At 61.9% G+C, this 22,741-nt stretch carries 16 protein-coding genes and 2 pseudogenes; 4 read left to right on the plus strand and 14 right to left on the minus strand.

Annotated elements, in window-relative coordinates; translation table 11 throughout:
- Window positions 1-93: 93 nt before the first annotated feature.
- Together OIS53_RS18585 and recA are read right to left on the minus strand one after the other, a co-directional pair.
- Window positions 94-921: a DUF3108 domain-containing protein gene (locus OIS53_RS18585; protein WP_264680072.1), complete on the minus strand. Its 828-nt coding sequence runs from the start codon at window positions 919-921 to the stop codon at window positions 94-96.
- 317 nt (window positions 922-1,238) lie between these two features.
- On the minus strand, window positions 1,239-2,327 hold the full coding sequence (recA, locus tag OIS53_RS18590) for a recombinase RecA (protein WP_264680073.1): 1,089 nt from the start codon (window positions 2,325-2,327) through the stop codon (window positions 1,239-1,241).
- Between the two features lie 178 nt (window positions 2,328-2,505).
- Between recA and OIS53_RS18595 the strand changes: the two genes are divergently transcribed.
- Window positions 2,506-3,642 carry a hypothetical protein gene (locus OIS53_RS18595; RefSeq protein WP_264680074.1) on the plus strand — a complete coding sequence of 379 codons (1,137 nt, stop codon included), beginning with the start codon at window positions 2,506-2,508 and terminating at the stop codon, window positions 3,640-3,642.
- A gap of 54 nt (window positions 3,643-3,696) precedes the next feature.
- On the opposite strand, the gene OIS53_RS18600 is transcribed toward OIS53_RS18595, so the two are convergent.
- A complete protein-coding gene (locus tag OIS53_RS18600) occupies window positions 3,697-4,341 on the minus strand; it encodes a GNAT family N-acetyltransferase (protein WP_264680075.1) in 645 nt (214 codons plus the stop codon).
- A 167-nt stretch (window positions 4,342-4,508) separates the two neighbouring features.
- Here OIS53_RS18600 and OIS53_RS18605 point away from each other — a divergent pair, with 167 nt between their 5' ends.
- Window positions 4,509-5,375, plus strand: coding sequence for an SDR family NAD(P)-dependent oxidoreductase (locus OIS53_RS18605; protein ID WP_264680076.1), 867 nt, complete (start codon window positions 4,509-4,511; stop codon window positions 5,373-5,375).
- A gap of 180 nt (window positions 5,376-5,555) precedes the next feature.
- Here OIS53_RS18605 and OIS53_RS18610 read toward each other — a convergent pair whose 3' ends face one another.
- From OIS53_RS18610 to guaB, 9 genes and pseudogenes are all read right to left on the minus strand, one after another.
- Window positions 5,556-5,996 (minus strand): hypothetical protein, encoded by a 441-nt coding sequence (locus tag OIS53_RS18610; RefSeq protein WP_264680077.1) that lies wholly within the window; start codon window positions 5,994-5,996, stop codon window positions 5,556-5,558.
- 151 nt (window positions 5,997-6,147) lie between these two features.
- The gene (locus OIS53_RS18615; protein WP_264680078.1) at window positions 6,148-7,110 is read right to left on the minus strand and encodes an AAA family ATPase; all 963 of its coding nucleotides are present in this window, start codon (window positions 7,108-7,110) and stop codon (window positions 6,148-6,150) included.
- Between the two features lie 122 nt (window positions 7,111-7,232).
- Window positions 7,233-8,621 carry a peptidylprolyl isomerase gene (locus OIS53_RS18620; RefSeq protein WP_264680079.1) on the minus strand — a complete coding sequence of 463 codons (1,389 nt, stop codon included), beginning with the start codon at window positions 8,619-8,621 and terminating at the stop codon, window positions 7,233-7,235.
- Window positions 8,622-8,970: 349 nt separating this feature from the next.
- Complete coding sequence (locus OIS53_RS18625) at window positions 8,971-11,280, minus strand: peptidylprolyl isomerase (RefSeq protein ID WP_264680080.1); 2,310 nt, start codon at window positions 11,278-11,280, stop codon at window positions 8,971-8,973.
- Between the two features lie 169 nt (window positions 11,281-11,449).
- The gene (locus tag OIS53_RS18630) at window positions 11,450-11,863 is read right to left on the minus strand and encodes an ATP-binding protein (RefSeq protein ID WP_264680081.1); all 414 of its coding nucleotides are present in this window, start codon (window positions 11,861-11,863) and stop codon (window positions 11,450-11,452) included.
- Between the two features lie 25 nt (window positions 11,864-11,888).
- Window positions 11,889-12,218: an STAS domain-containing protein gene (locus tag OIS53_RS18635; RefSeq protein ID WP_264680082.1), complete on the minus strand. Its 330-nt coding sequence runs from the start codon at window positions 12,216-12,218 to the stop codon at window positions 11,889-11,891.
- A 14-nt stretch (window positions 12,219-12,232) separates the two neighbouring features.
- Window positions 12,233-14,332, minus strand: coding sequence for a PP2C family protein-serine/threonine phosphatase (locus tag OIS53_RS18640; RefSeq protein ID WP_264680083.1), 2,100 nt, complete (start codon window positions 14,330-14,332; stop codon window positions 12,233-12,235).
- 177 nt (window positions 14,333-14,509) lie between these two features.
- Window positions 14,510-15,067, minus strand: a pseudogene (locus OIS53_RS18645) (IMP dehydrogenase); the annotation flags it as partial.
- Between the two features lie 981 nt (window positions 15,068-16,048).
- Window positions 16,049-17,116: pseudogene (guaB, locus tag OIS53_RS18650) on the minus strand (IMP dehydrogenase); the annotation flags it as partial.
- A 210-nt stretch (window positions 17,117-17,326) separates the two neighbouring features.
- Here guaB and OIS53_RS18655 point away from each other — a divergent pair.
- Complete coding sequence (locus OIS53_RS18655) at window positions 17,327-18,178, plus strand: oxidoreductase (RefSeq protein WP_264680084.1); 852 nt, start codon at window positions 17,327-17,329, stop codon at window positions 18,176-18,178.
- Window positions 18,179-18,260: 82 nt separating this feature from the next.
- Here OIS53_RS18655 and OIS53_RS18660 read toward each other — a convergent pair whose 3' ends face one another.
- Entirely contained in the window at window positions 18,261-18,947 is a 687-nt protein-coding gene (locus tag OIS53_RS18660) for a hypothetical protein (RefSeq protein WP_264680085.1), read from the minus strand.
- A gap of 216 nt (window positions 18,948-19,163) precedes the next feature.
- Between OIS53_RS18660 and OIS53_RS18665 the strand changes: the two genes are divergently transcribed.
- The gene (locus OIS53_RS18665; protein ID WP_264680086.1) at window positions 19,164-19,970 is read left to right on the plus strand and encodes an FRG domain-containing protein; all 807 of its coding nucleotides are present in this window, start codon (window positions 19,164-19,166) and stop codon (window positions 19,968-19,970) included.
- A gap of 216 nt (window positions 19,971-20,186) precedes the next feature.
- Here the strand turns inward: OIS53_RS18665 and hrpB are convergent, their stop codons facing one another.
- Entirely contained in the window at window positions 20,187-22,724 is a 2,538-nt protein-coding gene (gene hrpB, locus OIS53_RS18670) for an ATP-dependent helicase HrpB (protein WP_264680087.1), read from the minus strand.
- Window positions 22,725-22,741: the final 17 nt, after the last annotated feature.

The following is a 22,741-nucleotide window of genomic DNA, read 5'->3' on the forward strand; positions in this document are numbered from 1 at the left end:
TGATGCTCTGGCTGAAAGAATCTGTGTTATCCATTTAATCTGCATAATCTGTGATAAAGAAAGCGGCCCCCAATGGGAGCCGCTTCGCAAGTGTCAGTTCTTAGCCACCAGATTCAGTCGGTTTCGGAGGCCGTGGTACTTGTACATGTCTACCTTGACCGAGCCCACAAACATTTCGGCTTGGATGAGCACTGGTATCTTATTTCGGTCGTCGGAGAGGTAGACGGAAATGGCGTTTTCGCCGCGGAACAGCTTATTGCTGGGCATCTTGGGCGTGAGGCGGATGGCCCGGATGACGCCAGCCTTGGTTTCGACGGTTTCGCGGCCCCGGTAGGTCACGTCCATATTAAACACCTCCTCGTCGAAAAAGCCCTGCACCTTGATGACCTCGCCCACGCGGCGCTGGTCGTAGTTGAGAGTGCGCAGGAAGTAGAAGCCGCTCACGATGTCCTGCACGTTGTTGGGCACTTTGAACGTGCCGCGCTTGGGCTCGTCCTTGTCTTTCTTGCGGCTTTCCACCTGGGCCAGGTCCTTCAAATGGTCGAAGTCGACGGTTTCCTTTTTGCGGTAGTTGTTTTCCTCGATGTTGCGGAAAAACTTCTGGGGCAAGATGCTGGTCGTGTCAATATAGGAACGCCAGGTGTCCCGGATGCGCAGAAAGAAGTCGAACGAGCCAATGGTGCGGCCCGTAACGGTGGCCTTGTAGCAGGGCCGGTCGTTGACGCGGTGAATATCGTCGGACAGCTCGATGGTGGCGTCGGCGGCGTTAATCAGGCCGTAGTGTACTTTGTAGTGCAGCACTTCGCCCCGCCCAAAGCTGCTGTTGGGGATGGAACGCGGAGCATCGAAAGGGCCGAAAGCGAAAAGCAGGGCTGCCAGCGGCAAGAGCAAAGCAGGGAAACAGAGCCAGCGGCGGTTCATGAATAGCGGCAAAAAGGAGTACAGCCGGTTCCTTCTCAAATGCGGTGCCAGCAAATATACACGGAATTACAGCTCAGGTGCGGGGTGTGAAATGGTGGAATAAGGGTGTTGATGAGCTGTCATTGCGAGGCCGCAGGACGACGCAAGCTGTCCTTTTACCTCTCACAAAGCCCAGACTCTCCAAAGCCCTGCCATTGCCTCACCTCCCGGCCCCCTACGTCGCTTGATGCGCGAAATGAAAAAGGAGAGAGCTCACCACGAAAAAGCCCCATCGGAGTTTCGATGGGGCTTTTTTTCAGAGACAATAAAGCTAGAGCTTATTCCTGGTCGTCGTCTTCGTCAACGGTGCGGTCTTCGGGGATGGCGGCCAGCACGGCTTCGGGCTCACCTTTTACCATCTGCCGAATCTGGGCTTCGATTTTGTCGGCCAGCTCGGGGTTGTCGTGGAGCACGGTTTTCACACCTTCACGGCCCTGGCCCAGGCGGTTGCCGTCGTAGGAGAACCAGGAGCCCGACTTGGCAATGATACCCATATCCACGCCCAGGTCCAGAATCTCACCTACTTTCGAGATGCCTTCGTTGTAGATGATGTCGAACTCAATCACCTTGAAGGGCGGGGCTACTTTGTTTTTCACCACCTTCACCTTGGTGCGGTTACCGGTTACGTTGTCCTTGTCCTCCTTGATCTGGCCGATACGACGGATGTCGAGGCGGACGGAGGCGTAGAACTTCAGCGCGTTACCACCGGTGGTGGTTTCGGGCGAGCCGAACATTACGCCAATCTTTTCACGCAGCTGGTTGATGAAGATACAGCAGCAGCCGGTTTTGTTGATGGTGCCGGTGAGCTTGCGCAGGGCCTGGCTCATGAGGCGGGCGTGCAGGCCCACTTTCGAGTCGCCCATGTCGCCTTCCAGTTCGCCTTTGGGTACCAGGGCGGCTACGGAGTCAATAACGATGATGTCGATGGCACCGGATGAAATCAGCTGGTCGGCAATTTCGAGGGCTTGCTCACCATTGTCGGGCTGGGCGATGAGCAGGTTTTCGGTATCGATGCCCAGCTTCTCAGCGTAGCTCTTATCAAAGGCGTGCTCGGCGTCGATGAAGGCCGCAATGCCACCTTTCTTCTGCGCTTCGGCGATGCAGTGCATAGTTAGCGTCGTCTTACCCGACGACTCCGGCCCATAGATTTCGACCACGCGGCCTTTGGGCAGCCCACCCACACCGAGAGCAATGTCGAGGCCCAGCGAACCGGTGCTGATGACTTCCACATCCGTCACCTTGTTGTCGCTCAGCTTCATGACCGTGCCCTTGCCGTAGTTCTTGTCCAGCTTGTCAAGCGTCAGCTGGAGGGCTTTCATTTTCTCCGCAGCGACGTTGGGCGCGGCTTTGTCAGTGGTTGCAGCCATTAGAAATGGAGTTGAAATATTTGAATTAGGTTTGGTGAAAGTACCAGTTTGCTTGCTGCCGTGCAACTCTGAGCAGGGCCTTCTAAAAAGGCCGTGGAGGCTGGTTTCTGGCGGCTTTTTCTAACACAGGAGTACCCGGTTTCGTGCCGGCCGAGCGAAGAAATATATGAGAAAATATTTGCTAAAGGTATTAGCCGTTGGGGCTCTGCTGCTTACGGCGCAACAAGGGCTGGCCCAATTGGACAACCGGGCGTTTCTGCGTCCCATGCCCGTGGGCCCCGCCTACGAGCGGCAGCTGCGCCTCGATGTGGAAGCATTTCTCTTCAACAAGGACAACGAGTATTTCAACAAGATTGACGAAGGCCGGACTTACTTCGGGACGCAGCTGGCGCCGCGCCTGGTGTACTTTCCCAGCGCCAGCTTGCGGGTGGAGGCGGGCGTGTTTCTCTGGAAAGACTACGGCACGCCGCGGCTGCGGCAGGTGCGGCCGCTGCTCACGGTGAAGTACCAGCACGGTTCGCACCGCATCTTATTCGGCAACATCCAGGGGCACTTGCACCACGGCTACATCGAGCCGCTGTTCGATTTCGAGCGGGTTATTACCAACCGCCTCGAAGAAGGCCTGCAGTACCAGCTGCAAAAGCCCCGGCTCAGCCTCGATGCGTGGGTGGACTGGCAGCGGCAGCAGTACCGGTTCAGCAACTTTCAGGAGGAAGTGGCTGGCGGCCTGGCGGCTGAAGCTACCGTGCTGGGCGACTCGACGGGCTGGTGGCTACGCGTGCCGGTGCAGTTTACGGCCACGCACCGCGGCGGGCAGCTCGACACCATCGACACGCCGCTGCAAACCTTGTTCAACGTGGCTAGTGGCCTGCGGGTGCGCAAGCCCACGGCCGCGCGCTGGGTGCGGGCCGTGCACTTCGACGGCTACCTCACCTACTTCAACGACTATTCCTTTACCCGGCAACTGCCCTTCGCCGATGGCACCGGCCTCTACCTGAATGCCGGCGCCGACACGCCGCTCTCGAACCTGCAAGTGGCGTATTGGCGGGGCAACGGCTTTACCTCGCCGATTGGGGGCCGGTTGTACCGCTCGGTTTCCAGCACCGTCAACAACCCCGACTACGTGGAGAAAAACCGGCAGCTGCTCATTCTGCGCGTGCTGCGCGACTACCGCCTGCCCGGCAACCTCCTCCTTACCACCCGCTTCGAGCCGCTCTACGACCTCAACCACGGCCTGTTCGACTTCTCCTTCGCGCTTTATTTCAATTTCAACCCAAGCTTCCTGCTAACCACCGTGCGCCGGGGTGTGGAATAGGTTGCAGCGCAGGTTTCCGGGCGGTGCTCACCAACGCCACGGCTTGTAGCCAGCTTAGGATGGTGAGTTGAGGCTTGCGTCGCCTGCATCAGTCAGCCTCAGCGAGTAGTACAGAATCTCTGATTCTGCGGGGTTGAGCTTGCGCAGGGGCCAGGGGCGCGGGCGGGGCGGGAGCAGGGTGAAGCCGACGGCCTCGGCTACGGCGCAGCTGCGGGGGTTGTTGGTGCGGCAGCGCACCAGCAGCCGGGTGGCGCCCAGCGTCCCGAAGCCAAAGGGCAGCACCGCGCGCAGGGCCTCGCGGGCGTAGCCGTGGCCCTCGGCTTCGGGGGCCAGGTAATACCCAATTTCGACGGTGATGGGGCCGGCCCAGTTGGGCTTGAGGCTGATGTCGCCGAGGTACTGGCCGGTGGCGCGCAGCCAGATGCCCAGCACGTACAAGTGGCCGGCCTGCCAGTCGTGGTGGAAGGTGGCCAGCACCCGCGCCGCATCAAGTGGGGTTTGCACGGCGGCCTCGCGGGCCGGAAACGATGGGCGCAGCCGGGCGCGGCTGGCGTCGAGCAGGGCGAAGAAATCGGCTTGGTCGGTGGGCAGGTAGGGGCGCAGAACGAGCCGCTGGGAGTGCAGCGGCTCGCCCGCCAGCGCAGCAGAAGGCGGCACAGCGGCGTACATGATTTTGGGCGAGAACAGGGAAGAAGGCAACCAGCCGGCCCTGCGCGCGGTGGCCTGGGCTACTACAGCTGTACGGTAGAAACCTGCGTGCCGGCTTATCGTTCAGAAAAACGGCTGTTTGCAGCTAGCGTAGCCCTGGCTAACACCTACAGCCGCATGTACTCCCCTTTACTTTTCACTTAAACCAGGTTGTTATCATGAGAAGATTGGAAAACAAAGTTGCTATTGTAACGGGCGGCGGCTCTGGCATCGGCGAAGCCATCAGCAAAAAGTTTGCCCGCGAAGGCGCCGCCGTAGTCGTCGTCGGCCTCGACGATGACCCGGTGCGCGAGGTAGTAGATGAGATTCTGGCCGAAGGCGGCCGCGCCATTGGCTACCTCGGCGACATTTCGCACCAGGAGGTGGCCGAAGCCTGCGTGAAAGCCGCCGTGCAGGAGTTTGGCAAGCTTGATATTCTCATCAACAACGCCGGCGTGTTCCCGGCCACGTCTACGCTCGACAAGTATCCCGTGGATGCTTTCGAGTACATGGTAAAAAACAACATCTACTCGGCCTTCATGATGAGCCGGGCCGCCCTGCCCCACCTCCAGAAAACCCGCGGCAATATTGTGTCGGCGGGCTCGGAAGCCGGCTGGATGGGCATTGCCGAAAACACGCCGTACGGAGGCACCAAAGGCTTCATCCACGCCTTTATGAAAGGCCTGGCCGTGGAGCAGGCTAAGGAAGGCGTGCGCTGCAACTGTGTCTGCCCCGGCCCCATCGACACGGCCTGGACCCACAAGGAAACCGGCCCCATGAGCAGCAAAATGGAGAAACAGGCCGTGGAAGGCACGCCCATGGGCCGCCGCGGCACCCCCGAAGAAGTAGCCAACGTGTACCTGTTCCTGGCCTCCGACGAAGCCAGCTACGTGACGGGTGCGCTGTACTTCGTGGATGGTGGCGTCACGAACTCCAAAGGCCCGCACGGCGCCGAGGTGCCCAGCAGCCTTAAAAAGGAGCCCGTCGGTGAGCTAGACCTGCAACATGCTATGGACGGCAACACCAAAGTCCGCAAAGAAGCCTAAATCACAGATTATACGGATTTTAGGCTGATTGCACAGATTAGTAAACTGCAACTCTGTAATGCTTACTACTCATCCGTAGTAAAAGATAAAATCAGTTGCAACAAAAAAGGCTTGCCGGATAGCAAGCCTTTTTTGTTGTGAGTACAACCGGAAAATCTGTGCAATCAGCCCAATCTGTAATTATCCTTTCTGGAGTGCCGCCCCGATGCCGGAGCGGGTTTGGGGCGGACTGCCCAGGGCCTGCTGAATGCGCATGACGTTGACGAGGCGGGCGGTTTCGTTGAAGAACTCCAGGCGCCGAATCAGCATCTCCTTAGTTAGCACGCGGCCTTCCGGGGTACGCATCATGGACTTTTTGTCGTCTAGAATGCGACGCATCAGACTTTCCGTCTCCGACTCGTGCTGCATGTACTGCTGGTGAAACTCACGCAGGCGCTCCAGGCCCTCGGTGGTGAGGCGGTACTGGGCGCCGGCCTGGTTCAGCACCTCGCACAGCACGTACACCTCCAGCGGCAAGGAAGTGGGCAGGGCCGTAGCCCGCACGTCGAGCCCGGCCTGCAAGGCATCCAGAATAATTTCAACGTTACGCTCAAACTGCTGGTAGTAACCGGAGGCTTCCATTTGTGTTAGGGACTTAGGGTCTTGGGGGCTTAGGGTCTTGGTTTTTCTGTTGGGAGTTGGCGGCTTGGCTGCTCAAATGGCTGTTCTGGATGAAATACGAAACATGTCAGAACAGCATCTAAGACCCTAAGCCCCCAAGCCCCTAAGACCACTATAACAACTCTTTCACAATTTGCTCGACCGTAATGCCTTCGGCTTCGGCTTTGAAGTTGCGGACGAGGCGGTGACGCAGGATGGGCAGGGCCACGGCGCGCACGTCTTCGATGTCGGGGGAGTACTTGCCGTGGAGCAGGGCGTGGCACTTGGCCCCTACGATGAGGTGCTGCGAAGCACGCGGGCCAGCGCCCCATTCTAGTAGTTGAGTGGAGCGGGCAGCGGCCCGGTCGGTGTTGGGGCGGGTTTTGTGCACCAGGCTCACGGCGTACTCCACCACGTTGTCGGCCACGGGCACGCGGCGCACCAAGTGCTGAAAGTCCTCGATTTCCTGGGCGTGCAGCACTTTATTTACCGTCGGCTTGTGGTCGGAGGTGGTGTTCTTGACGATTTGCAGCTCGGCCTCGTAGCTGGGGTAGCCCAACTCGATGTTGAACATAAACCGGTCGAGCTGGGCTTCGGGCAGCGGGTAGGTGCCTTCCTGCTCGATGGGATTCTGAGTGGCCAGCACGAAAAACGGCCGCTGTAAAGCGTAGCGCCGGCCGGCCACCGTCACGGCGTACTCCTGCATGCTTTCCAGCAAGGCAGCCTGGGTTTTGGGCGGGGTGCGGTTGATTTCGTCGGCCAGTACGATGTTGGCGAAGATGGGCCCCGGCACGAAGTGGAATTCCCGCTGCTGGTTCAGCGTCTCCGAGCCCACGATGTCGGAGGGCATGAGGTCGGGTGTGAACTGCACCCGGTTGAACGACAGGTCCAGGGAGTCGGCTATGGTCTGGATGAGCAGGGTTTTGGCCAGGCCCGGCACGCCCACCAGCAGGCAGTGCCCCTGGGAGAAAACGGCCGTCAGCACCCGCTCCACCACATCTTCCTGCCCGATAATGACTTTCCCGATTTCCTGGCGCAGCTTCTTATACGACTGAGCCAGCGCGTCGGCGGCTTCTTTATCGGAGGCGAATGGCATATCTATCTGTGGAGGTGAGGGGTGAGACCTGAGACTATGAGACATGAGAAGTGAGACGTTGTTCTGCTAGCGTTAGCAGCGCCAAAACATTGTCTCACTTCTCATGTCTCACAGTCTCAGGTCTACAAAGAGGAATTGAGCAGCTGGCAGCCGGAGTACTCGGGGTCTACTTCGAGGTAGACGGTGCCGCGGTTCTGGGCAAACCAGGCGTCCAGTGCTTTGTTTTTCTTTTCGTTGAGGGCGGCAGCGGCAATTTTCTGGTAGTCGTCGTTCAGGTTGGCCTGGTGGGGCGGGGTGTTCGACTTCAGCCACAGAATCCGCACGGCTTCCTTGCCATCATCGGTGCGGTAGGGGAGAGGCGGCGTGATGCTGCCCACCTTCATCGTGTCGATGGTGAAGAAGATGGCCGGGTCCAGCTTGTCCAGGGGCAGGTAGGTGCCGCCGTCCTGGCGGTTCTGCATCAGGCCGCCGTTGCCACTGGTGCTTTTGTCGTCCGAGAAATCCTTGGCTGCCTTGGCAAACGTAATGCTGTCGGCCAAGATGCGGCGGCGCAGCTTGGCCAGCTCCTGGGCGGCCTCGCTGGCGTCGGCGGCACCGGTGGCGGGCTTGATGAGGATGTGGCGGGTGCTGAACGAGTCGCCTTTCCGCTCAATCAGCTGGATCAGGTGGAAACCGAACTGCGACTCCACTACCGGCGACAAGCCGCCGGGCTCCAGGCGCAGGGCCGCGGCTTCGTACTCGGGCACCAGCTCCCGGCGCTTGAAGAAGCCCAGGTAGCCGCCCTCAGCCGCCGAGCCGGGATCTTCCGAAAACTGCTTGGCCAGAGTCGCGAAATCTTCACCGGCTTGGATGCGGGCCCGCAGGTCGTTGAGCTTGGTTTGGGCTTCCTGCTTGGCCTTGGAGTTGGTCTTGGCCAGCTTGATAATCTGGCCCACTTCCACCTCGGTGGAGTAGTAAGGCAGGCTGTCCTTGGGGATGCGGTTGAAGAACTGACGCACTTCGCGCGGAGTCACGCTCACCTTGCCGGCAATCTGCTCCTGCATCTTCTGCTGAATCAGCTGCTCCTTCACCTGGATGCGTAATTCTTCCTTAAGCTGCTTAATGGGCTTGTTGTAGTACTCTTCGAGCTTTTTCTCCGAGCCAATCTGCTGCACGAAGTAGGCCATGCGGCGGTCCAGCTCCCCCTTCACCTGGGCATCTTCTACCACCACCGAGTCGGTTTCGGCTTTGGCCAGCAGCAGCTTGTTCAGGGCCAGGCTTTGCAGAATGCGGCATTTCACGTCCGGGGGCAGGGGCTTGCCTTCGGCGCGGGCCACTTCCTGGGCGTAGATGTTTTCCAGGTCGGAGCGCAGCACAATCTGGTTGTCGACCTTGGCAATGATGCCGTCAACGACCTGGCGGCCCACCGGCCGGCCGATGCCGAGCTGCGCGAAGCTAGCCGTAGCCGAGGCGGCCAGCAGGACCGCGCCCAGCAGCACGCCCCGCACCGACGTTTGCAAAAAGTGAATCATGGAATGGGTTCTGTAACGCCTCCCGGCAAGTTGAAGTCCAAGAGGCCAGACGGCAGGCAAAACGCCCCAAGCCGCCCGTAAATTTCACACTAAATCCTTTCTCCGGCAAAACCAACACCGGACGGGGCTGAAAAGGTCATTTTGCCTGAATCGCGGATTACACGGATTTTAGGATTTCGCTGATTTTGGTAACGGTTCAGTATCTGACTGAATAGGTTGTCAAAATCCGCAAAATCAGAGTAATCCGTGCAACCCGCGCTACATCATCCAGAGCCGCTACTGGCCTGTAGCGTTGCACGGCGCCTCAGCAAAACGCCCCGGCGGCGGGCCGGGGCGTTGCTGAAGGGCTCTACTTGGTTACCAGCTTATCCACTTCGGGCTGGTTGATTTTCACTGGATACTTCTCGCGCAGCTGCTTGATCCACTCCTGCTCCAGGTAGTTCTGGTAGTCGGAAGTGGCCTGGCCGCGGGCTTCGGCCAGGGTTTTGGGGCCGGCCGGCAGCTGCTTCTCCACAATGACGGCGTAGAAGCGGCCGTCTTTCTGGGTGGTATAGGTGCCGGGGGCGCTGGTCATGAACTCGTCCACGGCTTTGCTGTCGCCCTGCTGGAAGCTGCGCTGCTGAATCTGCACGGCCAGCGGGTTTTGCGTGTTCAGCAGGGCTTCCAGGGCAGCCGGGTTGGTGGTAGTCAGCTCGAAGCTCACCTGACCCGCCGCGCCGGGGCGCGCCTCGGCCGTGGCGCGCAGCCGGTCGGCGGCAATGCCTTTGCCGCGCAGGTAGGCCACTACCCGGTCGGCGCGTCGGCGAGCCAGGGCGGGCGTTTCGCCCTTCTTCACCCGGCCCACGGCCGTCAGGTTCAGGGTTTCGTCGGCGGCGAGGCGGGCAGCTACTTCATCCAGGGCAGGCGTACCGGCCGGCAGGTCGGCCGAGCCGGCGCGGAATGCTACGGGCGCCGGCAGGCCGGTTTTCACTTGGAAGCGGCCTGCTTTCAGCTGCTGCTGGGCTTGGGCCAGCAGCTCCGGCGAAGCGGCGCTGATGACGGTGGCCTGCACCCGCGGCGCCCACTGGTACTTGGCCTGGTTGGCCTGAAAGAACTTTTGCAAGCCCACGCTGTCCTCGATGGCCTTGCTCCACACCTTCTCATCCATGAGCTGGAACAGCAGGATACCGTCGCGGTACTCTTTCACCAGCATGCGGTAGTCCTCGTACTTGGTTTCCAGGTTGGCCTTCTCGTAGTCGGTCAGGCTCTGGTCCACGTACTGGTCGTAGAGCTGCTGCATGGTGAAGCGCGGGTCGGCGCCGGGGCGCGGGCGCTGGTTCTGCTGCACGTAGGTCAGGAAGTCGGCCGTGCTGTAGGGCTTGCCGCCGATGGTAAACAGCGTGTTTGGGTCGGAGGCGCCTTTCTTGGCTTTAGTGGGCTTGGCCGGGGCCGCGGCTGGCGCAGTGTACTTGAACTGGCCGTTCACCAAATCGGCGTTGGCCTGGGCCAGCACATAGTCTTTGGCAGCCTGATTTTCAGTGAAATTATTCTCCTGGCGCACGCGCTTGAGGAAGGCCGTGCGGTTCAGCTCGGAGCGGGAGTCCTTGGCGACTTTGCTTTTCAGCGTGGGCTCCATGGCTTCAAACGTGGGCACCGTCTGCTTCTCAATCAGCCGGATGATGTGCCAGCCGTAGGGCGTCTGCACGGGCCGGGACAAGTCACCGGGCTTTTGCAGCTTGAAGGCGGCTTCCTCGAAGCTTGGAATCATGCGGCCCGTGCCGAAGGGCGGCAGCTCGCCGCCGTTGGCCGCCGAGCCGGCGTCTTCCGAAAACTGGGCCACCAGCTTTTCCCAGCCTTCCTTGCGCTGGGCGAGGCGGTTGTACAGCTCATCTACTTTCTTCTTCACCGTGACTGAGTCGGCGGCGGGCATACCGGGCGTGGCCCGGATCATGAGGTGGGCCACCTTGATTTCGCCCTGGGCCGGGCGCACGTCGTTCACCTTAATAATGTGGTAGCCGAAGCGCGTGCGCACCGGCTGCGACACCTGCCCGGCCGGCGTAACGTAGGCCACCGACTCGAACGGATACACCATTTGCATGGCCGTGAAGTAGCCCAGGCGGCCGGCATTCTCGCGGGCCGAGGGGTCTTCGGAAGCTTCGCGGGCCACTTTGCCGAAGTCTTCGCCGCCCGTCACGCGCTGGCGCAGGGCCTGGATTTTCTGGTAGGCGGCCAGCGTGTCCTTGGGTTCGGCGTCGGGGGCAAGGCGTACCAGAATGTGCGAGGCGTTGATTTCCTTGCTCATTCGGTCATAGGCCTCGCGCACCAGCTTGTCGGTTACGCTTTTCTCGGTGAGGTAGGGCTGGGCCAGCTGCTGGCGGTAGCCGTCCAGCTCCCGCTTAAAGGCCTGGGTGGTGTCGAGGCCGCGCTGCTCGGCTTCCAGCACCTTGAGCTTGAAGTTGGTGTAGAGGTCGAGGTACTCCTGCACGCTGGGGCGGGTGCCGTACTCCGGGGCCGAGCTGTTGTTTTTGCGGTATACGTAGGCAAATTCCGTGGCAGGTACTTCCGTGGTGCCCAGCGTTTCGACGGTGGCGGGCCGGGCGGCCGTGGTGGGTTTGGTGGACTGGCACCCGGCCAGAAGTGCGGCCGCGGCGGTGCCGGCTAGCAGAATGCGTTTGTGCATACGGGGGAGAAAGGAATAACAAAGAGTGCCTGTCAACAAGCTGGGGCAGACACATGGTTGCAATTTTACAGATTTTTTCGGCCACCGGCCGGCTGACCCGGCCGCGGCTCCGACACAAAAAAAGCACCCCGCAAGCGGCGTGCTTTTTCGGCGGCAGCTCAACGCTGGCCTAGTCAATTTTCTTATATAAGCGGCACACATTGTGGGTACCGCTGGTGGTGAATTCTACCCGGTCCATGATGCGGTTGACCAGCATCATGCCCACGCCGCCCTTTTTGCCGATGCGTACATACTCCTGCAAATCGGGCTCCCGGTAGCTGGTGGGCGAGTAGCTGGTCAGGTTGGTATCTTCGATTTCGATACCGAACTCCCGGTTGTTGATTTCGACGCGTAAGTCGAGATACTGCGATTCATTCTCGCCGTTGCCGTGGATGATGAGGTTGGCTACCACCTCGTCCACGGCCAGTACAATCTGGTTTACTTGTACTTCCGACAGGTTATGACTCAGCAGGAAGCCGCTCACAAAATCGCGCACCACTTTCAGGTTGTGGCGGGTGCAGCTGATTCGGATTGCGTGTTTCATTGCCTCCTGTCTTCTTGCAGCATGGTTAAATAGCGGTGGCCTCCGCTTCCGACGGCACAATAGTCATCAGCGAGTCCAGCCCCAGAATCTCGAATACGTTGTGCACTTTTTCCTGCATGTTGAAGAATACCAGGCGCACGTTGGCATCCTGAAACCGCTGCAAATGCGAAATAAAAACGCCCAGGCCGGCCGAAGAAATGTAGTTCAGCTGGCGGCAGTCGATGAGCACTTTCTGGTAGCGCAGGATGTCGGGCTTGTTTAACTCCGTATCCAGCACCACCGACGAGCTGGCGTCCAGTTCGCCATCCAGGCTTAGAGTCAATGAATTTTCGGTGGAGTGTTGGGTTATTTTCATACCTCCGTGCTACGTTAAAGGCTATTGTCGGGTTGAGCAGCTTTAAACTTTATTACCAGCAGGGTTTGGTCGTCGTGCATGGGCTGGCCGCGGCTGAACTCGTAGAGGTCGTCCAGAATGTGCTGCTTGATTTGGTCGGCGTCCAGGTAATACGTGCGCTCCAGCATCTGCTGCAGGCGCTCCTCGCCGTACTCCTCCTGGCCGGCGCCGCGGGCTTCCACGATGCCGTCGGTGTAAATCACCATCACGTCGCCGGGGTTGTAGTCGTAAAATTGGTTCTTGATGTGTTTCTCGTAGGTATCGTTGCGGATAATGCCCAGGCCCAGCCCGGCCGTACGGAAGTAGGATACTTCTTCCTTGATGGAGTGATAGTAGAGCGTGTGGCAGTGGCCGGCGCGGGCGAATACAAAGCCACCGTGCTCATAGTCAATGATGTAGAGTGAGGCCGTGATAAAGGAGGACCGCTCCAGGCAGTGTACCAGGGCCTTATTGGCCATGGCCATGAAGCGGCTGGGCACCGGGAATTTCTCCCGCTCGTCGCGGGCCAGGGGGTTTTCCTGCATCAGCGCATGAAAAATCCCCTTCATCTGGGCCATGTGGAAGGCCGCCGTCACGCCCTTGCCCGACACGTCGCCGATGAGAATGGCCAGGCGGCGGCCCGGCAGGTGCAGGAAGTCGTAGAAGTCGCCGCCCACCTCGCGGGCCGCCAGAGCGTGGGAACTGATTTCAAACCAGTTGTCGATAGGCAGGTTTTTGGGAATCAGGCTGTCCTGCACCGAGGAAGCAATTTTCAGCTCCTCTTTCACCCGCTCGTTCTGGATGGAGTCGCGCACGAGCTGGAGGTTTTCGATGCTGAGCACGGTCTGGCTGGCGAAGGTTTGCAGAATGCTCAGGTTTTCGCGGTCGAAGCCCTGGGGGTGCTCCTTGAGCAGGTGCAGGGCCCCGTAGTGGCGCTTGGCAGAGCGCAGGGGCATCACAATCAGGGAGCCGAAGGGCAGGGCCAGCTCGCGGAAGCCGCTGCTGCCGTCGAGGTTGTTGTTGAAGTATTCTATCTGCCCCAGGTTGTAGTCGCTCAGCAGGCTCCGGATGGCGGCGGCCTGCTCCGGCTCGACGCGGTGATAGTGGTTCAGGGGCTCGTCGTCGGGGCTGCCGTCTATTGCCAGCCAGGCGGCATCGGCCCCCACGGCCTGAATAGACGAGTCGAAGAAAGTACGGTACACCTCCTCGGCGCTTTGGCCCCGCTGAATAAGCTGCGAAAGGCGCTGCAAGGTCAGTAGCTCTTCGCGCTTCTGCTCAAACACGCCCGCCGTGGGCAGGTTGAAGGTGGTGACCAGCAGCCCCATAGCGGCGTAGAAGATGGCGAAGAAGGCATTCAGTACCAGAAAGGCGTGCTGGGTGACCGGGGCCACCAGCTGCGGGCTGTGCCGGGTGTGCAGAAAATACACCACAAACAGGCCCATGGCCAGCAGCACGGCCAGCTGCAGCAGCACGGCCTGCACCTTCTGGCGCCGGCTCAGGTAGGCCACCCATTTCTGATGGCTGCTCAGGTAAGCCCCAAACACGGCCAGGGCCCCAATAAAGGCCGCCAGCAGGTTGGGCGGCAGCGGCCAGGGCACGAGGCGCAGCAGCAGCGTGGCGGCCAACAGCACCTCAAACCACACCCACTGCTGCCGCAGCCGCCCCGACGACCGGAACAGCACCAAGGAGCGCCACACGTAGTTGGTGCGGGCCACCAGCAGCACAAACAAGCCGACGTTGATGGTATACAGGACCGTAAACCATACGGAGCCAGCGGCCGGCAGCTCGGGCTGGATAAACTGCTCCAGCAAATGCAGCCCTACGCACGCCGTAGCCAGCAGGGCAGGCCCGGTTACGAGCTGGCGCAGCATCCCAATGAAGTTGAGGCCACGCAGGCGCTCCGGCCGGGTCCGCTCGTGCATGAAAACAGCGGCGGTAAATACGGCCTGGGCCAGCAGCAACAGCCATTCGGGCGGGGTGCCCAGCTGGGCAGCCCAGGCGGGGTGCGCGTAGAGGAGCGTGCAAGCTAGGAGCCCTGCCCAACTGAGAAAAGTGAAAGGCAGCAGAAGGGAGTTCAGCTTCCGGGCAGAAAACATGAAGGCAGGTTAAGTACAAGCCATACGCCAGGCGCTACACTAGCCGGCAAACGAACGGGCAAGATACGCGGTGCAGCCGAAAAGGCCAGAGCACCGCGAACCGTGCTGAAGCGCCGCCGCAAAAAAGCCGCCAGTTTCTGCTGGCGGCTTTAGAAAGTGCAGGAAATCTACAGCGGATTAGCGGCTGCTGTAGTTGGGGGCTTCGCGGGTAATCTGCACATCGTGGGGGTGCGACTCGCGCAGGCCGGCGCCGGTGATGCGCACGAAGCGGGCCGTTTGCAGGGCCTCGATGGTGGCGGCGCCGCAGTAGCCCATGCCGGCCCGCAGGCCGCCGGCCAGCTGGTAGAGCACTTCGGCCGCCAGGCCTTTGTAGGGCACGCGGCCCACGATGCCCTCGGGCACCAGCTTCTTCACGTCGTCCTCGGCATCCTGGAAGTAGCGGTCCTTGGAGCCTTCTTCCATGGCTTCTACCGAGCCCATGCCGCGGTAGGTTTTAAACTTGCGGCCTTCGTAGATGAGCATTTCGCCGGGCGCTTCCTCGGTGCCAGCCAGCAGGGAGCCCACCATCACGCTGGCCGCACCGGCAGCCAGGGCCTTCACCACGTCGCCCGAAAACTTGATGCCGCCGTCGGCGATAAGCGGGACGCCGGTGCCTTCGAGGCCGCGGGCCGCCTCCAGCACCGCCGACAGCTGGGGCACCCCGATACCGGCAATGATGCGGGTGGTGCAGATAGAGTTATGCACGATGGCGTTGTCGGCAATAAAGCTGTGTGTGGGGCAGTCTACTTCGATGTCGTAGACCGGAATGGCCGTGTGCAGGCGGCGCTGGCCCAGCACTTTCACCACCGTATACTCCTCCGTGTGGCGCTTGGCGTGCGTGACGTTGAGGCGGGCCCGGTAGCTGACGCGGCAGTTTTCGTCGGAAGTGCCTTGCAGGCCCCCCATGCTGCCGGCCTCGCTGTGCAAGTTGGGGAAGCTGCCTTCCAGCAGGTACGTGAGCAGGGCAAACAGCTCGACCAGTGGTTTAGCCGTGTTATGGAAGCACTGGCGGCCATCGGCTCCCACGTAGCCGTCGCTGTCGAGCAAACCGTCGCGCAGGCCTCGCAGATACTCGGGGTTACCGCACAGGTATTCGGTGGGCAGGTGCTTTTCTTCACGCTTGCCAAAGCGGGCCAGCAGGCGCGTCCAGGGCAGGGAATACAGGTGCACGTTGATGAGGTTGCCTTTTTTGGTCAGTACTTCACTGCCCGCGAAGCCTACCACCTGCTCTAAACACCGCTGCAGCTTTTGCACAATGACGGTTTCGTGCGCCGCAAAGTACCACGACACGTGACCGATTTCGCTTTTGCCATTGGTATTTAGGAAAGCATGGCCGTCGCCGAGAAAGGTGCCGAACAGGTAGCCTGTCTCGTAGGAGTCGGTGACAATGGGCTGGTAACGTGTCAATTGTCGGGGCCGCACGGCGTAGTTGGCCAGTTGGTCGGTGAAGTGCTCAGGCCACTCAAAAGCTATTTGGCGGGGCAGCAAAAAGGTGTCCCTGCCGGCTTCGGCTACTTCCTTCCAGCGCAGCTTGCTTTCGCCAAAGCGGGTCGGCTTTTGCAGAATAGCGGCGTAGCCTTTGGAGGCCACCGCCTCGGCATTGACCGTGCTCAGGTCGCCCACCCAGAACTGGTGGTCGGGTGTGACAATCGTCTCTTCCAGGCTGTGGACGTGGCGCACGGCCATTACGTCCCGCACACCGGTGCACCAAGCTTTCAGCACCGTTACAGGCTGCCCGTGCATGTTGATAACCCGGTCGCCGGGCTGTACCAGCTCAATATTCTGGTAGGTACCATTGGCCATGAGCACGCGCGTGCCAGCTGCAAAGCAGCCCGGCCCCACGCCCACCTTCACGGCGTCGGCGCCGGCGTCGGCCAGGGCGCGGGCCCCTTCGGCGGTGGCCACGTTGCCGGCAATAACTTCCAGCTTCGGAAACTGCTGCTTGATGCTGCGCACGGCGTCGAGCACGCCTTTGCTGTGACCGTGGGCGGTGTCCACGCTCACCACATCCACGCCAGCCTCCACCAGGGCCGCAATCCGGTCGAGCAGGTCGGGGGTGACGCCCACGGCCGCGCCCACGCGCAGGCGGCCAAACTCGTCTTTGCAGGCATTGGGGGTGCGGCGGCGCTTCCGGATGTCTTTGTAGGTAATCAGCCCCACCAGCCGGCCGTCCGGGTCCACCACCGGCAGCTTCTCCACCTTCGATTCCTGCAAAATGTCCTCGGCGTGGGCCAGCTCGGTGCCCGCCTGGGCCGTCACAAGCTGGTCGCGGGTCATCACCTCGGCCACCGGGCGGGTCAGGTCCTTCTCGAAGCGCAGGTCGCGGTTGGTGAGGATGCCTTTGAGGCGGCGCTGGCCGTCCACAATCGGAATGCCGCCAATCTTATTGTCCCGCATCAGCTTCTTGGCGTCTTGCAGGGTGGCGGTTTCTTCCAACGTAAACGGGTCGAGGATCATGCCGCTTTCCGAGCGTTTGACGCGCCGTACCAGAGCGGCCTGGGCCCGGATGCTCATGTTCTTGTGGATGATGCCGATGCCGCCTTCCTGGGCCATGGCAATGGCCATTTCGGCCTCGGTCACGGTGTCCATGGCCGCCGACACGAAGGGGAGCTGTAGCCGGATGTTGCGGGTAAGCTGAGAGCTGGGGTCGGCGTCGCGGGGCAGGGTTTCGGAGTACCCCGGCACCAGCAGAACGTCGTCGTAGGTAAGCGCCTCAAAGGCAATTTTGGCAGCGTGGTCGGCCATGGCAACAAGAAGGTTAGGTGGTTCTTATTGCCGGGCAAAAGTACGGCGAATAATCGGGTTTCCAGCCTTACTCTGCTGATGGGCAAGCAAAAGCCACAAAAAGATAATTCCGCCGAGAAGTTGCCGGCCGATGGAAAACACCCGGCTGGTTTTTGGAGTTAGACAGAGCTATCCACCTTTGTGGATAGATTCTTTCATCTTCTGATTTCTATGGCGACTTCCACCCCCAAACACTGGTTTATTACGGGCGTCAGCACCGGCTTTGGCAAGGAGCTGGCCGCCTACTGCCTGGAGCACGGCGACAAAGTGGCCGCCACTTTCCGCCAGCAACACCAAGCCGACGAATTCACGCAGCAAGCCAACGGCCAGGGCGTGGGTGTGGTCTGCGACGTGACCGATGAGCAGCAGGTACAGCGGGCTGTGCAGCAGGCCATTGAAGCCCTGGGCCACCTCGACGTTATCGTGAACAACGCGGGCTACGGCTCCCTGGGCAGCATCGAGGAGGTGCCGGCCGCCGAGGTGCAGCGCCAGTTCGACGTGAATGTATTTGGGCCCCTGCACGTGCTGCGGGCCGTGCTGCCCCACCTGCGCCAGCGCCGCAGCGGGCACGTGCTCAACATTACCAGCATTGGCGGGCTCAAAACGTTTCCGGGCGTGGGCATCTACAACGCCAGCAAGTTTGCCCTCGAAGCCATCGGCGAGAGTTTGGCCCAGCAGGTAGGGCCGCTGGGCATCAAGGTCACCAACATCGAGCCCAGCGGCTTCCGTACCGACTGGGCCGGGCGCTCGGCCAGCTACGTCGACACGCAGATTGAGGACTACCGCGCTACCGTGGGCGAAAACCTGCGCGGCATTCAGGGCTACAGCGGCAAGCAGCCCGGCGACCCGCAGCGCGCCGCCCGCATCATGTTTGACGTGGTGCGCCAGGAAAATCCGCCCCTGCACCTGCCCCTGGGCAAAGCCGCCGTGAAAGGCGCCCGTGAGAAGTTCACCGCCCTGCTCGACGAGCTGGCCCGCGCGGCCGACCTGGGCGACTCGGCCGACTTTCCGGCCGGCGAGTAGCCTGTCCAAAACCCATAAAAAGAGCCCCGCAGCGCGCAGCTGCGGGGCTCTTTTATGCGTATGCCGGACGCAAACGAGCCAGCTAGAACCGGGCCCCGATGCCCAGCTGAAGCTCCCGGATGCGGTACTCCGCCTCGTAGGTGTAAGGGCCGTTCAGCAGGCCCTCGAAGCGCGACGCCCCCGGAATAAGCACGTTGTAAGGCGTGTCGGAAGCAGTAACGGAAAGCAGCAGCCGGTCGGTGGTGAAGTAAATGCCCGGCTGCAAATAGGTATAGCTGTACCCGTCGCGGCTAAGATTAATCATTTGGCCTACCGCTACGCCGGGCATCAACTGGCCCGATTGCCCTAGCTTAACCCGGTAATACAGGCCCCAGTCGACGCGGGCGCGAGTCAGCAGGCGGCTGATGTGCTCATTATCGTAGGCCGTAATGGTGCTGTTAATCACTCGTTGGGTGTAGCCAGTTCTGTAATTCAGATGCTGCATGTCTAGCCCTGCCGTGCCCGAGAGCAGCACGCGTTCCGACAAGGGCGTAAAGGTCTTCACCTGTAGGTAACCCGAAAATGTGTCGCGCACCTTCACTTTCCGTTCGTCGGCCGAAAAAAGAGAGGGATTACCCTGCGGGCTGTAGGAACTGCTGGAGGCCTGGGTGCGAAACTGGCTGATTTTGGGGCCGGCCTCAAAGTAGAACTGCCATTTGGAGGCTTCCTGGGCAGATGCGGAAGTGGCGGCCAGGCAGCCTAGTGCCAGTACGGTAAGCGTCTTTTGCATAGTAGAAGCAGAGGAAAGTGAATGAGCGGCGATAAGCCAAAGATTGCGCTTGCTAGTTGTATAAGAGCAGACCTGCTGTACAAAACTCGAAAAAAGTTTGCTTAAAGTCATACTCCTGTCTGGTTGGGAGACGCCTGCTATTTGCCATAACTTTTGGCCGAAAACGCCTCGTGTCTTGACCGCCAGCTCTGTAGGCTGCCCCTAATCCCCGCTTCCGTGCCTCTTCCTACCAACGACCTCGTAATTTCTTCCTGGGCTGAGCTTCAGGAAGCCTTGTTTCGCGACACGTGGGACGCGCATATTGGGCGGTTTCGCTCGCCGTTTGTGTACCGGGGCCTGCGCTCCAAAGACTGGTCGCTGACCACCAGCCTCCAGCGCCTGGGCGGCGAGTACCACACCCTGGAAAACCACCTGCTGCGCAACTTCCGCAAGTACGGCCGCGACTTTTCGCAGCCGGGCACGTCGGTGTGGAACTGGCTGGCCCTGGCCCAGCACCACGGCCTGCCCACCCGCCTGCTCGACTGGACCTACTCGCCCTACGTGGCCCTGCACTTCGCCACCGACGACCTCGACGCCTACGACCAGGACGGCGTTATCTGGGCCATTGACTATGTAAAAGCCGCCGAATCGTTGCCGCCGCGCCTGCGCGACGCCCTGCGCCGGGAGGGCTCCAACGTGTTTACCCCGGAGCTGCTGGAGCCGCTGTGCCCCACCCTGCGCGACCTGGAAGACCTGCAAGACCAAGCGTTTCTGCTGTTTCTGGAGCCGCCTTCCCTGGATGCCCGCATCGTGCATCAGTATGCCCTGTTTTCCTTGATGAATACGGCCCAGGCTCATCTGCATTCCTGGCTGCAAGCCCACCCCGAGCTGTTCTTCCGCATCGTCCTGCCGGCCGGCCTGAAGTGGGAGGTGCGCGACAAGCTCGATCAGGCCAATATCACCGAACGGGTACTGTTTCCCGGCCTCGGCGGCCTCAGCCGCTGGCTGCACCGCCACTACACGCCCACTAATCTAAATGAGTGACTGAGTAGATGAGTGAATGAGTGAAGAGAAGAACAGACCGTCATGCTGAGCGCAGCCGAAGGCGAAGTAGAAGCATCTCTACCGTTGGCTAATCTTAATCGTGAGGACGAAGCAACCATCCGCAACAAAGCGGGAGAGATGCTTCGGCAAGCTCAGCATGACGGTCTATTTTCATTCATTTTTCACATTTCTCACATTCCGCCACATTCCCCACATTCAAAGCCCATTTTGCTTCTTCGTGCCGCGGATGGGCTGGGCTTCCAAAGGGTTTTCGGGCCAGTGGTGCTTGGGGTAGCGGCCGCGCAGGTCTTTGCGCACGGCGAAGTAGCTGCTGGTCCAGAAGCTACGCAGGTCGCGCGTGACCTGGGCCGGCCGGTAGCCCGGCGACAACAGGTGCAGGGTGAGCGGCACCCGGCCGCCGGCCACGGTGGGCGTATCGAGCAGGCCGAACACCTCTTGCAGGCGCACGGCCAGCACGGGCGCGGCCGGGTCCTGGTAGTCGAGGCGGATGCGGGAGCCGGTGGGCACTTCGAGGTGGGAAGGTGCTAGTCGGTCCAGCTCCTGACGCTGGGCCCAGCCGCCGGGCAGCAGCCCCAGCAGCGCCTCGCCCAGGTCCACCCGCCCCAGTTCCGTCCACGACCGGACGCCGCCCAGGTGCGGCGCCAGCCACTCCGGCAGCGCCGCCAGCAAGGCCTCATCCGACACGTCGGGCCAAGTGTCAGCTTCAGGAAAAGTGTAGTGCAGAAACGCCAGCCGCTGCCGCAGCTGCGTGGCGGCCTCGCTCCAGGGCAGCCGCCCGATGCCTGCCGCCCGGATGGCGTCGAGCAAGGCGGCCGTTACGGCGTCGGCGTCGGGGGAGGGGAGGGCCGTGTCGGCCAGCAACAGGGCACCCAGGCGGCGCAGGCGCCGGGCCGTGACGCGGCCGGCGGCTTCGTCCCAACGCACCTCGTCGCGGCCCTCGATTTGCCCGGCAAAATGCTCTTCCAGCTCTGCCCGGCTCAGGGGCGCGGCCAGGCCGGCACGGGGCTGGGCGGCTAGGCCGTCGAGTGCCGCCACGGCGAAAAACATGTCCTGTTGGCTGAAAAACTCGGCCGGCAGCGTGGCCCGCTGCCCACTCACCAGGCGCACCCGCTCGGGCGTTTCGCGCTGGGCCAGGCGGTCGGGGTAGGCCAGGGCCGCCAGCAGGCCGGCCACGTCGGGCTCGAGGGTGCCGCCCGCCACGCCGGCCCGACTGCGCAGCACGGCGGCGGCTTCGCGCACCCGCCGCACCCCGGCCGCATCGGGCACGAGGCCGGGCAGCGGGGCACGGCCCGAGGCCAGGGCTTCGAGGCGCAGGCGCAGGTCGGGCGGACCGAAGGAGCCGTCGGCGGGGCGCAGAATGTCGCGCTCCGTGAGCAGGGCCGCCAGGGCGCAGGCCGTAGCGCCCTGCCCGATTTCGCGGCCCCGCACCACCAGGTGCGCCAGGCGCGGAGCCAGGCCCAAGCCGGCCAGGGCGCGGCCGTGGGCGGTGGGCTGGCCAGTGGGCGTAAGGGCCTCGAGGCGTACCAGCAGGTCGCGGGCCTGAGCCAGGGCGGGGGCGGGCGGGGCATCGAGCCAGCGCAAAGAATTGGCGTCCTGGGTGCCCCACAAAGCCAGCTCCAGGGCCAGCGGGCTGAGGTCGGCGGTAAGAATTTCGGGGGCCAAGTGAGCGGGCAGGTCGTGGTGCTCGGCTTCGGTCCAGAGGCGGTAGCAGACGCCCGGCCCCAGGCGGCCGGCCCGGCCCCGGCGCTGGTCGGCGGCGGCCTGGCTTACGGGCTCGGTGCCCAGGGTAGTGAGGCCGGTGCGCGGCTCGAACCGCGGCACCCGCGCGTAGCCCCCATCCACCACCATGCGCACCCCTTCAATGGTAAGACTGGTTTCGGCAATGCTGGTAGCCAGCACCACCTTGCGGCGGCCGGTCGGGGCCGGGCGCAGGGCCGCATCCTGCTGCTCGGCGGGCAGCTCCCCGTGCAGCACGTGTACGTCGATGGTATCGGGCAAGGTAGACAACCGCTCGGCCACGCGGCGCTGGTCGGCCAGGCCGGGCAGAAACACCAGCACGTCGCCGGCGGGGTGCTGGGCCAGGGCTTCGCGGATGATGACGGGCGTGAGGTCCTGGAGCTTTTCGTGGGGCCGGCGCGAAGCCGCGGCGGCCCGTTGGGGGCTGAGGTAGTGCGTCTCCACCGGAAACATACGGCCCTGGCTGCGCACCACCGGCGCCCCTAGCCAAGCGCCCAGCCGGTCGGCGTCCAGCGTAGCCGACATGACGAGCAGGCGCAAATCGGGCCGCAGCACGTTTTGCGCGTCCAGGGCCAGGGCCAGGCCGAGGTCGGCTTGCAGGCTCCGCTCGTGAAACTCGTCGAACAGCACCGCCGCCACGCCTTCCAGGGCCGGGTCGTCCTGAAGCTGCCGGGTCAGAATCACCTCGGTCACCACCTCAATTCGCGTCTTGGCCGACACCTTGCTTTCCAGGCGCATCCGGTACCCGACGGTCTGGCCCACCGGCTCGCCGAGCAGCTGGGCCATGCGGGTAGCCGCCGCCCTTGCCGCCAGCCGCCGCGGCTCCAGCACCAGGATGCGGCCGTCCTGCCGCCAGGGCGCTTCGAGCAGGGCCAGCGGCACCACCGTGGTTTTGCCGGCGCCGGGCGGGGCCTCCAGCACGGCGGTGCTGTGGGTTACCAGCGTAGCCAGCAGCTGCGGCAGGGCTTCCTGGATGGGGAGGTTGGGAAGGAGCATTTCTTGTGGAGTTGAGT

This window comes from Hymenobacter sp. YIM 151500-1, assembly GCF_025979885.1.
Taxonomy (GTDB): Bacteria; Bacteroidota; Bacteroidia; order Cytophagales; family Hymenobacteraceae; genus Hymenobacter.